This window comes from Brumicola blandensis, from assembly GCF_031846165.1.
Taxonomy (GTDB): Bacteria; Pseudomonadota; Gammaproteobacteria; order Enterobacterales; family Alteromonadaceae; genus Glaciecola; species Glaciecola blandensis.
Window position 1 is genome coordinate 1,074,025 of sequence record NZ_JAVRIE010000001.1, and the last position, 15,220, is coordinate 1,089,244.

Annotated in this window: 17 protein-coding genes; 8 read left to right on the forward strand and 9 right to left on the reverse strand. The window is 42.5% G+C overall.

Annotated features, from left to right (window positions below; translation table 11 throughout):
* Positions 1-90 precede the first annotated feature (90 nt).
* From RM544_RS04670 to RM544_RS04695, 6 genes are all read right to left on the reverse strand, one after another.
* Positions 91-411 carry a hypothetical protein gene (locus tag RM544_RS04670; RefSeq protein WP_311360597.1) on the reverse strand — a complete coding sequence of 107 codons (321 nt, stop codon included), beginning with the start codon at positions 409-411 and terminating at the stop codon, positions 91-93.
* Positions 412-518: 107 nt separating this feature from the next.
* Positions 519-935, reverse strand: a complete 417-nt coding sequence (locus RM544_RS04675; RefSeq protein ID WP_311360598.1) for a hypothetical protein — start codon at positions 933-935, stop codon at positions 519-521.
* Positions 936-1,200: 265 nt separating this feature from the next.
* A complete protein-coding gene (locus RM544_RS04680) occupies positions 1,201-1,518 on the reverse strand; it encodes a ribonuclease E inhibitor RraB (protein WP_311360599.1) in 318 nt (105 codons plus the stop codon).
* 88 nt (positions 1,519-1,606) lie between these two features.
* Positions 1,607-1,981 carry a hypothetical protein gene (locus RM544_RS04685; RefSeq protein WP_311360600.1) on the reverse strand — a complete coding sequence of 125 codons (375 nt, stop codon included), beginning with the start codon at positions 1,979-1,981 and terminating at the stop codon, positions 1,607-1,609.
* A gap of 266 nt (positions 1,982-2,247) precedes the next feature.
* Positions 2,248-3,402, reverse strand: coding sequence for an RNA polymerase sigma factor (locus RM544_RS04690; RefSeq protein WP_311360601.1), 1,155 nt, complete (start codon positions 3,400-3,402; stop codon positions 2,248-2,250).
* Between the two features lie 2 nt (positions 3,403-3,404).
* Positions 3,405-4,394 carry an alpha/beta fold hydrolase gene (locus RM544_RS04695; RefSeq protein ID WP_311360602.1) on the reverse strand — a complete coding sequence of 330 codons (990 nt, stop codon included), beginning with the start codon at positions 4,392-4,394 and terminating at the stop codon, positions 3,405-3,407.
* Between the two features lie 197 nt (positions 4,395-4,591).
* Between RM544_RS04695 and RM544_RS04700 the strand changes: the two genes are divergently transcribed.
* Positions 4,592-5,776, forward strand: coding sequence for a saccharopine dehydrogenase family protein (locus RM544_RS04700; protein ID WP_311360603.1), 1,185 nt, complete (start codon positions 4,592-4,594; stop codon positions 5,774-5,776).
* 41 nt (positions 5,777-5,817) lie between these two features.
* On the opposite strand, the gene RM544_RS04705 is transcribed toward RM544_RS04700, so the two are convergent.
* A complete protein-coding gene (locus tag RM544_RS04705) occupies positions 5,818-6,369 on the reverse strand; it encodes an NAD(P)H nitroreductase (RefSeq protein ID WP_311360604.1) in 552 nt (183 codons plus the stop codon).
* A gap of 157 nt (positions 6,370-6,526) precedes the next feature.
* Here RM544_RS04705 and RM544_RS04710 point away from each other — a divergent pair, with 157 nt between their 5' ends.
* The 3 genes from RM544_RS04710 (at position 6,527) to RM544_RS04720 (ending at position 9,294) form a co-directional block, all read left to right on the forward strand.
* Positions 6,527-6,706, forward strand: coding sequence for a hypothetical protein (locus RM544_RS04710; RefSeq protein WP_311360605.1), 180 nt, complete (start codon positions 6,527-6,529; stop codon positions 6,704-6,706).
* A gap of 97 nt (positions 6,707-6,803) precedes the next feature.
* Positions 6,804-8,669 (forward strand): signal peptide peptidase SppA, encoded by a 1,866-nt coding sequence (gene sppA, locus RM544_RS04715; RefSeq protein ID WP_311360606.1) that lies wholly within the window; start codon positions 6,804-6,806, stop codon positions 8,667-8,669.
* 118 nt (positions 8,670-8,787) lie between these two features.
* Positions 8,788-9,294, forward strand: coding sequence for a SprT family zinc-dependent metalloprotease (locus RM544_RS04720; protein ID WP_311360607.1), 507 nt, complete (start codon positions 8,788-8,790; stop codon positions 9,292-9,294).
* Here RM544_RS04720 and yfbV read toward each other — a convergent pair.
* Complete coding sequence (gene yfbV / locus RM544_RS04725) at positions 9,262-9,708, reverse strand: terminus macrodomain insulation protein YfbV (protein ID WP_311360608.1); 447 nt, start codon at positions 9,706-9,708, stop codon at positions 9,262-9,264. The two genes, RM544_RS04720 and yfbV, sit on opposite strands and share 33 nt — an antisense overlap.
* A gap of 325 nt (positions 9,709-10,033) precedes the next feature.
* Here yfbV and trxB point away from each other — a divergent pair, with 325 nt between their 5' ends.
* The 4 genes from trxB to infA all read left to right on the forward strand — a co-directional run bounded on the left by trxB (position 10,034) and on the right by infA (position 12,844).
* Entirely contained in the window at positions 10,034-10,984 is a 951-nt protein-coding gene (trxB, locus tag RM544_RS04730) for a thioredoxin-disulfide reductase (protein ID WP_311360609.1), read from the forward strand.
* Positions 10,985-11,042: 58 nt separating this feature from the next.
* Complete coding sequence (aat, locus tag RM544_RS04735) at positions 11,043-11,840, forward strand: leucyl/phenylalanyl-tRNA--protein transferase (protein ID WP_311360726.1); 798 nt, start codon at positions 11,043-11,045, stop codon at positions 11,838-11,840.
* Positions 11,841-11,849: 9 nt separating this feature from the next.
* Complete coding sequence (locus RM544_RS04740) at positions 11,850-12,545, forward strand: arginyltransferase (RefSeq protein WP_311360610.1); 696 nt, start codon at positions 11,850-11,852, stop codon at positions 12,543-12,545.
* Between the two features lie 80 nt (positions 12,546-12,625).
* Entirely contained in the window at positions 12,626-12,844 is a 219-nt protein-coding gene (infA, locus tag RM544_RS04745; RefSeq protein ID WP_006010397.1) for a translation initiation factor IF-1, read from the forward strand.
* A gap of 106 nt (positions 12,845-12,950) precedes the next feature.
* Here infA and clpA read toward each other — a convergent pair whose 3' ends face one another.
* A complete protein-coding gene (gene clpA / locus RM544_RS04750; RefSeq protein WP_311360611.1) occupies positions 12,951-15,218 on the reverse strand; it encodes an ATP-dependent Clp protease ATP-binding subunit ClpA in 2,268 nt (755 codons plus the stop codon).
* Positions 15,219-15,220 lie beyond the last annotated feature (2 nt).

Here is a 15,220-nt window from a genome sequence, read left to right on the forward strand (position 1 = left end):
TAGGTAAAACAATACTCGTTTGACGCTGATACAGCAACTGCAGGTTAGTAGCGTGGACCAAACAACGAATGCTCGCGAACCCGAAATCTGTTATTTAAAAACCTTTGAAAGCCCCTTTTGAAGAAACGAGCTAACACCATTACTTTGCTTGGCCTTCAAACTTTTTGACCATGAAAGCTCAATAGCATCATTAATTATTTTATCTGGATCTTCGCCACGGGCTATCAGTGCTTCTTTCAAAATTTCTATATGCCATGTTGGACAATGTCTGCTTTGACAAGGAACATCCGGATCATCAGAGTAATGTTCAAAAGCATAATGAAAGCAGAGCCAATGCATCCCTTCAAAAGCCTCATAAGCCTCCAAAGGCCCCTTTAATTCACTACCACAACTCTTACAAAAATTAGCCATCAATCACACCCTTGCCACATAACACTTAGCTAAGGGGCGCATACATGCAGCTAAAATGGCGAAGCCGCTGCATGTATGTGTCCCTCTTGAGCGCCTTGTTATACGCTTTAACCGCATTGTTCAAAAGAACCCCATGATTCCACGATATTGCCTGGGTTTTCAATTTTGAAGCATGCATATAAGTCTGATGGCGAGCGAATTATTAGAATGATTCCCTTGTCTTCGATTTGACCGAAAGTCGATCTATAATCTTCGATTATGGGTTTAACAAAATTCTCTTGATAGCCAGAAATTAGTTCTTCCTGATTTACGTAATTAACACTGTTTAAGTTTTGGGGGTGACATTGCACGTTATAAAACGTAAATCCGCCGCTAGCCATTAAGCCTGATAAGAGCTTGCATTCCATTTCCATATTTTCATTTGCTAATGCAAAAAATGGTGACAACTCCTTTTCTCCTGCGGCAGATTGAAACTGTAGATACGCAAACGGAAGTAACGACGTGACTATAAGAGCCGTACCCATTTTTTTCCTATTGCCGCTATAGTTGACGAACGCGTGGTAAAACGTAAAAGGAAATAAAAATAGTCCCAAAAACCCTAACCATACTTTTTTTCGGAACATATCCACTACAACAGTGAGATATAGAACAATGCTTACAAGCATTAAAACTACTGACAGAAATAGCATATTTAGTCCTTTAAACTATGACATAGCGTATAACACTTTTGATAAGCGGTTTGGCACCGCTCTTGTGACAAATCCGTCTTCATCATTTTGTTATATGCCATTACTGCAAGACTCCCCAAGATTCACAAACTCCGCCAAAGCTAACTACCAACGCCGAGGCTTTTTTTTGCGTATCCATTATCAGGTCGTAAGATACAGGCGAGTTAATATTAAATAAGATATATCCATCACCGTCGTCATCTGGAGCATATACTTCGATAGGGCCATATTCTTTCTCTAAGATATCTAAAGCATCCTGAGAAGGCGGCCAGCTATCAAAATCAACCATGAAATCAATCTCCCACGCTGTCGAAAAATCGAACCCGGATTCTTCTAATCGTCTAAGGACATCACCGTCAGCATCATCTGGAAACTTCAACCAAAACTCCTAGGCATATAACACTTCGTTAAGCGGTAAAAATTACTCTTTATTTTTATCCGCTTGAACGTTTTGTTATGTGTCATTGTCAAATTATACTCCACGGGTTGAAACCCATTGATTCAATAGCAGGAGCAATTGTATCTGCTAGAAATTCTCTCTCTTCTGTATCGAAATCTAACCATGGTAAATTGTCGACTAAAGTCTGAATATTCGACTTTTTTAAATCCTTAGTTAAGTCTGATTTTAAATGGATATGTCTTAAAGATTTGAGGAATTCATTTGTTGTTTTTTCCAACGACAAAATTACTCCTGGGGGCGAAGGGTTCAAGCCTCTTGGTTCCCATAACTCAATTCCGAAATTCTTTTTCAAGATTAAATCATCGATTAATTTAACAGTTTTATCCATAGCCGAAACCCCAAAAGAAAGAGAAACAAAAACAACCAACAATGTTAACTTCATAGCGACACATAACAACTTATTATCCTGACCGCATGGTAAAAACAAAACATAACCATATCACACAGCCCTTATACTTATTTATTTTCAATAGCTTACTATTTATTCGATGATAAGTTCTACATTATTTTATGTGGTTAGTATGCATTCATGGTAAATACATGCTCAGTATTCGAATCAAATTCTATAAAACATGGGCTTAAATTGGCTTTTACTAAAAGTTGATTTCATTACTTCGCATGCATAATAATCCCGCAATGCAAATAAAACTAAAAGACTAAGCGTCCACTGGACACCAAGCCAATGATTAAGCCTGCGAAACCAGTTCCAATGCCCAAGAACAGGCAAGAATAATTGAAGACTGCCATCATGCGTGTCGTTTTTTGCCTAGGTTTACCGCTTTTCTCGAACGTCGCATGTTCATGGAGAAAGGACATACTTCTTAACATCAATACGAACAGACCCAGAGAGAATATACTAAAAGTGATGACTGGACCGAGCCAACCACTTGTCAATTCATACGCCGCAGTTATAAATACTCCCCAAATCAAAACCCAAGCAATGAGTTCGTTTCTATAACGCTTCATAGTGCGCTTTTTATCGTCATTCGGTAAGTTAGCTATGGCCATTTTTGAGGACCAAATGACCGCCAATACAGCCAAAAATGCTCCCAGAATCGAACCACCTAACACACTTAGAATTTTTACCCAAAAACTGCCACTTGCATTACCACTTACTGTGGCAGTTGAAAGGCTTGCAGTGGCCAATGAAGCAGCAACCGGCCCACTTGGCGTAATTAAACCGAGTATCACGGCGCTGAAACCAATACTTGGCGCCGTACTATAAATGGCGCTTCCAACATGTTTTAGTATTTTATTTTTTAGCGTTGCACGTGCTCGGGAAAGCTTTTTCCTAACGCTTGACTCACTAAGGCTAAGAAGCTGAGCAACTTGCTTACTAGACTGCTCTTCCCGATAATAAAGCAGTACGATTTCTCTATCTTCCTCTGAAAGCTGGTCAATAAATTGAGCTACCAAACGCTTATTTTGATCACGGCTAAATTTTTCATCATGCGTATTTTCATCGGTTTCTAGTTGCGCTAACAACAAGGTAGCTTCGTCGGAATCCACGCGAGCGTTAAGCTTATTATCACGAATGTAATTCAAGGCCGCATATCTTGTCGTTTGCCTGAGCCAAGGTAAAAAGCTTTCAGGATTTTTCAATTGTTGTAAGTTTTGCCACACACTGACATAGACTTGTTGAGCAATTTCCTCACTATCGTCGACATCTTTAACGATAGCGAGTGCAATAGCACTGACCAAATTTTGTGAGTGTCGAATAATGCGTTCATAGGCTTGATGATCGCCTTGTTGAGCCAATTCAATATCGGTGCTAGTTGTCTGAGAACTTGTTGTACTAAACATCCCTATTCCTCCAAGAATGAGCTAATTTGCGTCACTAACCACGCTGGCTGGTCAAACATAATGAAATGGCGCGCTTGAGTATTCATAATTACCGTAGCGTTTTTCACATTTTCAAACTGTTGCTCATATAAATCTTGTACCGATTGATGTTGAGCATCTTGAGTAAAAGCGCCTGAAGCCCCTAACAGTAGCATGCGTGTTTTACTTGTTTGAAGTGGCTTTCGCACATCCTTAAGCATCACTTCGTACAAAGCAGTCCCCGCAGTGATCGGGTCGGATTTCTTTGCCATTTCTACGATATGAGCTTGATCATCCGCTGACTTAGCTTGAATAAAAATACCGCGTTTTGTTTGCGCTGCCAACTGTTCTGGCTGCATTGCCTGAAACATCGCTTTCATCGCTTGGGCTTGAGGCTCCATATGATCAACTACGGTATCGTTGCTTCGAGTGAAAATAGGCCCAATGAAAGGCAAGCCATCTATCGAAACCACTTTGCCGATAAGTTCTTCGTGCTCTGCCGCCATACTTAAACCAATCAGTCCGCCCATGCTGTGCCCTACAATATGTGGTTTATCTAGCTTTTTAAGAGCAATATAAGCACGCAAGTCCAGCAATAATTGCTCAAAACTAAATTCGCTATCTTGAGGGGTGCCAGCAAAGCCTTTTATTGCCACTAGATGCACATCAAATTGCTCTTCAAATTGTTCCTTTATCCCAGAATAAACAGAAGGGTTCGACATTAAACCGGGTATAAAAATTATCGCTTGCTTGTGTAGCTCGCTAGCTTGATTCACAACGCTGAATGTCCCCATATCAGTCGTCAATTGTTCAGCTTGTGTCACTTTGGTTTTTGCTTGTAAAACTGCTGGCAATACAACTCCAAGAAGCACCATTACAATCGCAAACTGCTGCCAAATGGCGGACGATGGATTTAATTTACTTGTCTTAATGTTATTGAGCATTGCTTTGCTGGTATTTAAAAAACGCGTCATGTTCATATTCCTTTGCATAATGAGAATGTAAAAAGCAAGAATTTTGCTGGTCTTATAGCTAAGAAACGCACTGAGAAGAAAGTGTGACAACAATTTTGGTGATATCTGTAAATAAAGGAAAAAAATATCGCTGTAGGAGTTTCAATCGTATAGTAGTAAGTCATCCAGATAAAACCCAAACAACAAGCGAGATGAATATGATAAACAACGCAGGCAAGACTTACGACGTCGTGATTTATGGCGCAAGCGGATTCACTGGTCAATTGGTGGTTGAGTACTTTCTGAGCCAATATTCAAGCAATAGTAATATTACATGGGCAATGGCAGGCAGGAATTTAGAGAAGCTAGCGGGCATAAGAGATCAGCTTGGTGCGCCCGCCGACACGCCGCTTATTCAAGCCGATGGTAAAGACGAAGAAAGTATTATCGCGATGGCATCGCAAGCTGCCGTTGTGCTCACCACCGTTGGTCCATATCAATTATACGGTGAAAACTTGGTTAAAGCTTGCGCTCAAACAGGCACTGGCTACGTAGATTTGTGTGGTGAACCGACGTGGATGCACGACATGATCGAAAAATATCAAGCCGATGCAGAAAAATCAGGGGCTAAAATTATTTTTTCTTGTGGTTTCGACTCTATCCCTTTCGATTTGGGCGTGTTCCATTTGCAGGAAACAGCCATTGCCGAAAGCGGTGAACCCATAGAATACGTAAAAGGCCGTGTGAGAAAAATGCAGGGGACATTTTCAGGTGGTACCGCCGCTAGCTTAAAAGCAACAATGAAAGCCGCTTTTGCAGATCCTGAAGTAATGAAAGTACTTAAGAACCCCTACTCACTTGCGCTTGAAACAAATGGTGTTGAGCAACCAAATGGTGATAAGCCCTATTTCGATGAAACCTTAAAGAGCTGGGTTGCTCCATTTATCATGGCAGCAATCAATACGCGCAATATCCATCGCTCAAATCAACTTCTAGGGCATCGTTATACCCACGCTTTCCGTTATGATGAAATGATGCTTACCGGGCCCGGAGACAAAGGTGAAGCCATTGCGAAATCTGTCGCCAGTGATAAATCATTGTCGAGTGATGAAGGTCCTAAGCCAGGAGAAGGTCCGAGTAAAGAAGAGCGCGAGAATGGCTTTTACGATGTGATGTTTCTGGGACAAGATACCAATAACAAAACACATATTGTCAGTGTTTCAGCGACCTGTGATCCGGGTTATGCCTCTACCTCAAGAATGATATCAGAGAGTGCAATCTGTCTTGTTGAGGAATATGACAATTTACAGGGTGGCATTTACACGCCCGCCCCCGCGTTAGGTAACGCCCTCATTAAGCGATTGCAAGACAATGCTGGCATATCATTTAAGCGTGAAACCTAAATATTAGACTGTATGCTGGGCTTGCTGGTACTAGCAAGCCGCTACTCCCAAACGCTAAAGTAATCACCACTGTTTCTCTGTGGTTTCGGCATTGTTTTCAACTTACTCGTGCCTAAATACATGAAACCCAATATTTCGTCGTGCTCAACACAACCAAAAGCCGTCTTTACGTCTTCGTTTTGCGCGTAACTTCCTGTTCGCCATACTCCTTGAAAGCCCTGCGCTAGCGCTGCCATTTGCATGTTACTCATAGCACAAGCTGCGGAAGCAACCTGTTCAACCCATGGTACCTTTGGATCTTCTTTGTATTTTGCAATAGTGACAATCACCATAGGCGCTCTTAATGGGAGTTGTGGTGCACGTTCAATACTCGATTGATCAGCATTGCTATTGATCGCGGCCTGCTCAAACACTTCCCCTAAGCGGTGTAAACCTGCACCTTTACATATCACAAACTGCCATGGTGTAAGGCATCGATGATCGGGTGCTCTCAATGCCGCTTGCATGATGTTTTCTAGCACGACACCTTCTGGTGCTGGTGCGCTGAGGCGGGGCTGCGAACTACGATTTAACAACAAGTCTAAGGCGTCCAAATTTGCTCTCCAATAGGTATTGTTTGCAAGAGGTATAGCACAACCTCCAGTCAGTTCAAGAAATAGTATACTGTTTGAATGTAATTTGTACGTATACTAAGAAATCTAGTGCACAAATATCTATTCTAAATATAGTAAGTCTTATTGGGAGTAAACCTTGAGTACAAAACAAAAACTTAGGCCATTCCAGCGTATTATGAGAAAGCATGCCAAGTCAGAAAGTGTACAACAACGACAAAGCGATCTGTTAATGCAGTTTTCAGGTAAAGATCACGAAGCCGTCGCATTACTCTTGAAAGAGTGGCTAAAACAAAGTGAACGAAAAGATAAGATGTAACAGCCTCCGTAACAATCATTTACATTTAATGATTGTCGCAAGGTCATTAGTTTCGGTAGTATGAAACGTGAGAAAAACTATAAGGTAAACAAAAAGCATGTCAGAGAAAAAGAGCTGGACGAAATCGTTCTTTATTGGGTCTTGGCACCTAATTAACTACACCAGAAAATTCGTATTAAATGTAATTTTCTTCATTATATTGATCGCCATCCTTATAGGGATAAGCAATTCCGGCAGCGAACCTTTGACGGTGCCCAATGACAGCGCATTAGTGCTTAACTTGCGTGGTAATTTAGTGATTGAAAAGCAATACGTAGATCCTGCTGAAAAATTCATTGGTGAAGCGATAGGTCAAGGCCAAGATAATCCCGAAGTATTAGTGCGTGACTTAGTGAAAGTCATTAACAATGCCAAGGAAGATAATCGTATCAAAGCCCTCGTTCTTCAACTTGGCGGTCTTGGCGGCGGCGGTTTAGATAAAATGCGTAAAGTTGCCGACGCACTCACTGACTTCAAAACATCAGGCAAGCCTGTGTATGCAATGGGCGATTATTACGGACAGAGCCAATATTACCTCGCCGCGCATGCTGATAACGTGTATCTACACCCTATGGGTGCCTTGATCATTGAAGGATACGGTCGTTATAGAATGTACTATAAAGAAGGTTTGGAAAAACTGAAAGCGACTGTGAACGTGTTTAAAGTGGGTAAATTTAAATCTGCTGTAGAACCCTATTTGCGCAATGATATGTCTCCAGAAGCCCGCGCTGCAAACGAAGCTTGGTTAGGCGAGCTATGGTCGCAATATAAATCTGATGTTGCATCTGCAAGAAGTATGGATGTCAGCAACTTCGATGAAAAAATGGAACAAATTTTAGCGAAATTTGAGGCTGCAAACAGCGACTTCGCTCAGTATGCCCTAGATAACGGCTGGGTTGATGCGCTTCGCACGCGCAATGAGTTCCGCAATGAAATGATTGAATTGTTAGGTGAAGCCGACAACAAAACAGGCTACAACACGATTACTTACAACGACTACCTGAAAGTGATTACGCCACCCATTGCTTTGCCTGAATCAAGTAAGGACAAAGTTGCTATCGTGGTTGCGAAAGGAACCATACTCGATGGTAATCAAAAGCCAGGAACGATTGGTGGTGATAGTACAGCTGCGCTGCTCAGAAAAGCGCGTATGGATGACAAAGTCAAAGCAGTGGTGCTGCAAGTTGATTCGGGTGGCGGCAGCGTATTTGGCTCTGAAGTGATCCGTAAAGAAGTTGAATTGATGAAAGAAGCTGGCAAACCCATCGTTGCTTCAATGTCGACATATGCCGCTTCGGGTGGATACTGGATTTCTGCTAGCACTGATAAAATTATTGCTGAACCAAGTACCGTCACAGGTTCTATCGGTATTTTTGGTATGATTACGACCTTCGAAAACTCTTTAGAGTACGTCGGTGTTCGCACTGACGGTGTTGGTACAACTGACTTTGCAGGCATGAGCCCTACTCGTGGACTAACACCGGGCATGAAGCAGGTCATTCAAATGAACATAGAGCGTGGCTATGAGCGCTTCATTAATCTAGTTGCTACCGAACGCAATATGACGCCAGAAGCCGTGGACGAAATTGCTCAAGGTCGAGTCTGGATTGGAACTCAAGCGTTAGAACTAGGCTTGGTTGATGAACTCGGTACTTTAGACGATGCTGTAGCTTCTGCCGCAACATTAGCTGAGCTTGAAGACTACGATACAAAATATGTGGTCAGAGAGTTAAGCGAGCAAGAGTTAATGTGGCAGAAATTCCTCGCATCGGGCACATCCATCATTTCGAGCTTTAATATCGAGCCTAAGCGAAGTGCAATGCAAGACATACTGTCTCAGGTTGATGCTGATTTAACACAATTTACACAATTAAACGACCCAATGGCCAGTTATGCATTGTGCACGGATTGTAAAATCGATTAATCGCCGTTTATGCTTCTGTAGTTTTAACTACTGATTTCAACTACTGAAGAAAACGGAAAACATCCAAAGTGGACAGTCTAGGCTGTCCACTTTTTTTTGTCTGATGTAAACTACGCCAATGAACGAAGAAACCCTCTTACAAATAGCAAAAGCTGAAATTGCGAACAAGATAGTGCTTGCTGAAGACTATTTTAATCAAACTTTCGAGCTACCTATGTTGAACTTAAAACAAAGAGGGAAAATAGCGGGTAGCGCTCATTTACAAAAGAATTTGATCAAATTAAATCTTAGTCTGTTTGAAGATAATATTGATGAGTTTATTCAGCAAGTCATACCACACGAAGTGGCTCATATCGTGTGCTATCAGTTATATGGAAAGGTAAAACCGCACGGGAGAGAATGGCAAGCAGTCATGCACTCAGTGTTTCAACGGCCAGCGAACATCACTCATCAATTAGACGTTAGTAATGTGGGTATTAGTGAATATAACTACCGTTGCTTATGCCCAGAGCATGTCAAACTAAGCGCTATTCGTCACAACAGAGTGTTGAAAGGCACACAGCAGTATCGATGTAGACAGTGTAAAACAGTCCTAAAACAAGTGCTTAGTGAAAGCCTTGTCTAACTCGGAAAACGCAGTTTTAAGCAGCATAGCAAGCTCTTGAAAACGAGGTTTGCTCTTTAGACCTTCGAGCGCACAACCCTGCTGTTGCATTTTAGTGTAAATCTCTTGGTACCAAGACTTCATTGCTGGCGGCAACGTTTTTTGCGAACGCAACCCCAACCAAATAAGACCTTGTACGGGTAAACTCAGGAAAAATATACCTAAGGTAAGCGCTTGGGGTAGTTTCTCTGCACCCAAAAAATGCAGTTGAATGGCGACAGTCATCACCGCCAGTGCAGGCATCACTTTAAAACCAAACTTAGTTGCCGCGATGATTCTACACTCAGGGAAAAGGCCAAATAATTGCTTTTGCATTGGCCACGAGTCCATATATTGCTGGCCATTTTTTAAAACATCAGGGAGTGGTAACGCCATAAAGCAATTCACCTTCATCAATCTGTGGACTAATTATAAACCCATCGGGGCACAATTGTGTATACAAGTAATGTTGATACGACACAGCACCAATTTGGTTTAGCGATTGTTCAATAATATATCGACTGTTTGTTCGATAATAACACAAAAAATAAAGTTATTTCTGCAAACAAAAAGATATAGCGATTTAGGATGGTGGCTTCTGCCAAGTATGGTTATACTTCACCCACAGGGTTTGAAACCAATAGCTCAATAAGCACTATTGAAAAGCACAGTTTCACCCCAATCCTTACACAACATTTAATCCAGTTTTTCGGAGAGATACATGTCAGAAACCAGACACGTCCCCCTATTGATTTTGGGGTCTGGACCAGCAGGTTATTCAGCTGCTGTTTACGCCGCACGAGCAAATCTAAACCCGGTACTATTAACCGGCATTCAACAAGGTGGCCAATTGACCACCACCACAGAAGTCGAAAACTGGCCAGGTGACCCTGAAGGCTTAACCGGCCCTGACCTGATGGTTAGAATGCAGCAACATGCTGAAAAATTTGATACTGAAATCATTTTTGATCACATCAATAAAACTGACTTAAGCAAGCGTCCATACACATTGACAGGCGACCAAGGTACTTACACTTGCGATGCGCTCATCATTGCTACAGGTGCTTCAGCAAAATACCTAGGTTTACCCTCAGAAACTGCCTTCATGGGTAAAGGTGTTTCAGCTTGTGCTACTTGTGATGGATTCTTCTATCGCAACCAAAAAGTGGCGGTTGTTGGTGGCGGAAACACAGCTGTAGAAGAAGCGCTTTACTTGTCGAATATTGCATCTGAAGTACACGTTATTCACCGCAGAGATACCTTTAGAAGCGAAAAGATTCTCGCTGATCGTCTTATGGAAAAAGCCAAAAACGGTAACGTTGTTTTGCACTTAAACAAAGAGCTAGACGAAGTGTTAGGTGATGACATGGGCGTAACCGGCATTAATATTAAAGACACAAACACAGGTGAAGTCTCAGATTTAGAAGTAATGGGCTTGTTTATTGCAATCGGCCACTCTCCTAATACAGGCATTTTTGAAGGTCAACTTGAAATGAAAGATGGCTACATTAAAGTGAAAAGTGGTCTTGAAGGTAATGCAACTCAAACTAGCGTCGAAGGTGTTTTTGCTGCCGGTGACGTGAGTGATCATGTCTATCGTCAGGCAATCACTTCTGCGGGTACTGGTTGTATGGCGGCTTTAGATGCTGAAAAGTTCCTGGACGCCCTGTAAACCGCCCACGAAGTCCTGCATTGCGCCTGATAGACAGTATGCTTGATGGTAACTGATGATGCTTGAGCTTTTCCGGCTAGATCACACTAATCGCTTTCCAGCGCTTGAATTTGCGCTGGAAGAGCCTAATGGTTTACTGGCTTTCGGTGGAGATCTATCTACTGAGCGCCTGATTAGTGCTTACAGCCAAGGTATTTTCCCTTGGTTTTCAGATGGTGATCCCTATCTTTGGTGGTCACCGGATCCTCGCGGCATTCTTATGCTCGAAGACTTCCATCTATCAAAAAGCCTACAAAAGAGCATTCGTAAAAAGTATTTCCGCGTCACCTTGAATAATAACTTCCGCGCAGTCATTAACGAATGTGCAAACGTACCTCGTAAAATTACAGGTCTTGGGCAAGTTGGCGAAACCAGCGATCTGACCTGGATCACCGACGATATGAAGGAAGCTTATGAACGGCTCCATGAAGCTGGTGTCGCACATTCTATCGAAGTGTGGGAGCAACAAGAGTTAGTCGGTGGTTTGTATGGTGTTGCTATTGGCGGTGTGTTTTGTGGTGAATCCATGTTCCACTTACGCACCGATGCGTCAAAGGTGGCCTTGTATGCCCTAGTGCAACACATGCAGAAACATTGCTTAGGCTTTATTGATTGTCAGATGGGTACTTCTCACCTTTCGTCCCTAGGTTGCAAAGAAATTGACAGAGAAGCCTTTATTTCACTATTACACAGACATACTGAAACAAACACTAATGAAGAAGTGTGGCGTCCGCAATCCATCAGCAATTTGATCTACGCTGAAAACCATAGCTCGCCCCAAGTAGTCACAAACACTTCATCTATTTCCTTAGAGTAAGTACATTTGATGAAATTTGGTATCACGCAAGCTTTCCCATGCAACTACCTGCCCGACCGGGAGGAACGACTGCTTGTTTGTGTTGAACCCAACCCAAGTTTACGCATCGCTTTCTCTGCCTTAACTGAGTCTGGATTTAGGCGCAGTGGTGACCAAATTTATCGACCTCACTGTACGACTTGTAACGAGTGTCAATCGGTTCGCGTCTTAGCTCGCGCATTCAAAGCGAGTAAAAGCCAAAAACGAGTATTATCGCGTAATAAAGATATTGAAGTGAGAGTCAGCCATGAGAACAAAGATGATTATTACACGCTCTATGAGCGTTATATCTCAGAAGTGCATGCTGATGGCAGTATGTTTCCTGCTTCACCAGAGCAATATTTTGGTTTTGTAAACTGTGAATGGCAAGCCCCCATATTCCTCGAGGCGCGTTTGGCAGGCGAATTAATTGGTGTAGCGGTAACAGACAAACTTGAACGTGGATATTCGGCGCTGTATACCTTTTTCAGTCCAAGTTTGGCGAAACGCTCTCTGGGGACGTTCTTCATATTGAAGCAAATCGCCTTAGCGGTCGAAGCTGATCTGCCCTATCTGTATCTTGGCTACCAAGTAGATGGTTGTCAGAAAATGAACTACAAACAAAACTTCTTACCACAAGAACGATTCTTCGAAGATAAATGGCATTTATTATTAAAAAAGCCATGAAATCCTTTACATAGATAGCTATTTGGGTTAACTTCTGCGCGGCAAAATTATTGACTAACAAATTGAGGTTGTTGCTTTAGATGGCAAAAGAAGATTGCATTGAAATGGAAGGTACGGTTTTAGACACACTTCCAAACACTATGTTCAGAGTTGAACTAGAAAACGGTCACGTAGTGACGGCGCATATTTCAGGTAAAATGCGTAAGAATTATATTCGTATATTAACTGGCGACAAAGTGACTGTCGAAATGACACCTTACGATTTAAGTAAAGGTCGTATCATTTATCGTGCCCGTTAATTAAAATCGAACATTCGATTAAGAAGCAAGCGTCTTTGCTTCGCTAACACACAGAAAAAAACCGCCTTTAGGCGGTTTTTCGTTTTCTGTTACATAGGTGAGCTAATTACGCTTCTGTTTTCGCCTTGGTTACTGGCGTGTAACTAAAGGTCAATTTCTCTTTCTTCAGACCCACTTTCACCTCACCACCCTGGCTTAACTGACCAAATAACAATTCAGTAGCCAGTTCTTTTTTCAGTTGCTCTTGAATGACTCTTCCCATCGGACGAGCCCCCATTGATTTGTCATAGCCTTTTTTGGCTAGCCAATCACGCGCCTTTTCAGTTACTTCGAGTGATACGCCTTTTTGATCAAGTTGCGCTTGAAGCTCAATGATGAACTTATCAACAACTTGAAGTATTACGTCTTCGTCCAAGTGATTAAACCAAACAATACCATCGAGTCTATTTCTAAACTCAGGAGAGAACGTTTTGTTTATTTCAGACATTGCATCATGGCTATGGTCTTGTTGCTTGAAGCCAATCGATTTACGAATAGTTTCTTGCACACCAGCATTGGTTGTCATTACCAATACCACATTTCTGAAATCAACTTTTCTGCCGTTATTATCAGTCAATGTTCCGTGGTCCATTACCTGCAACAGAATATTGTAAATATCCGAGTGTGCCTTCTCCATCTCGTCTAGCAAGACCACACAATAAGGATTTTTTATCACGGCATCGGTTAGCAAGCCACCTTGGTCATAACCTACATAACCCGGAGGAGCTCCAATTAATCGAGAAACTGCATGACGTTCCATGTATTCCGACATATCAAAACGTACCAGCTCAACGCCCATTATTTTGGCCAATTGTTGCGTCACTTCTGTCTTACCAACGCCTGTCGGGCCGGCAAACAAGAAGTTACCAATCGGCTTAGATTCATTCCCAAGCCCAGAGCGAGATAGCTGTATGGCGTCAGAGAGCGTTTCAATCGCCTTGTCTTGACCAAACACCACCATTTTAAGGTTACGTCCTAGGTTCTTAAGCACTTCTTTGTCAGAGGCTGATACAGACTTTTCAGGGATACGTGCAATTTTGGCAATAATTTGCTCAATATCACCCACATTAATTGTTTTCTTGCGTTTAGATGAAGGCAATAGTCGTTGACTAGCGCCGGCTTCATCCATCACATCAATGGCTTTATCTGGCAAATGACGCTCGTTAATGTATTTCGCTGACAACTCAGCCGCAGCAGCAAGTGCTTTCTGGGTGTAGCGCACACTGTGATGCTCCTCATAACGTGATTTTAAGCCCATCAAAATCTTAGTGGTATCACTCACACTTGGCTCAACCACATCAATCTTTTGGAATCGTCTGGCCAATGCGCGATCTTTTTCAAAAATGCCTTGATACTCTTGATAGGTTGTTGAACCGATACAGCGTAACTCGCCGCTGCTCAACTTAGGTTTCAGCAAATTCGATGCATCCATCACACCACCAGAAGCCGCACCAGCCCCAATAATGGTGTGTATTTCGTCAATAAATAATATGGCATCAGGGTCTTTACTGAGTTCTTTTAAAATGCCTTTAAGACGTTTTTCAAAATCGCCTCGGTATTTCGTTCCTGCCAATAGACCACCAAGGTCCAAGGAATACACGGTTGAAGATGCGATAACGTCTGGCACTTCGTCTTGTACGATGCGATAGGCCAAACCTTCTGCAATCGCTGTTTTACCCACCCCAGCTTCTCCAACCAGTAGTGGGTTGTTTTTGCGGCGGCGGCATAACACTTGAATACTGCGTTCCACTTCTTTATCGCGGCCAATAAGAGGGTCGATTTTGCCCTCTTTTGCGGCAACGTTTAGGTTACTCGCATACTTAGAGAGCATAGACTGGTTCTCTTCGCCTTCGGCTCCCTCTTCTTGAATTTCTTCTTGTGGCTCAGCTTCATCGTCTGTTTTGCTCACCCCATGAGAGATGTAGTTCACAACATCTAAGCGGGTGACGTCTGCTTTTTTAAGAATATAAACTGCTTGCGACTCTTGTTCACTGAAAATAGCAACAAGCACATTTGCACCAGTCACTTCACCTTTACCCGATGATTGAACGTGGAAAACTGCGCGTTGCAGGACACGCTGGAAACCAAGCGTCGGTTGAGTCTCACGCTCGACACTTTGTTGTTCGGACATAAGTGGCGTGGTTTCATTGACGAAATCAGTTAGCTCTGAACGCAGTGTTTCGATACTTGCGCCACAGGCCTTCAGCGCTTCTTTAGCGGCAGGGTTGTCAAGGAGCATGAGTAGCAAATGCTCTACAGTCATGAATTCGTGACGGTGCTGACGCGCGAAAACAAAGGCTTCATTCAATGTTTGTTCGAGATCTTTATTTAACATTA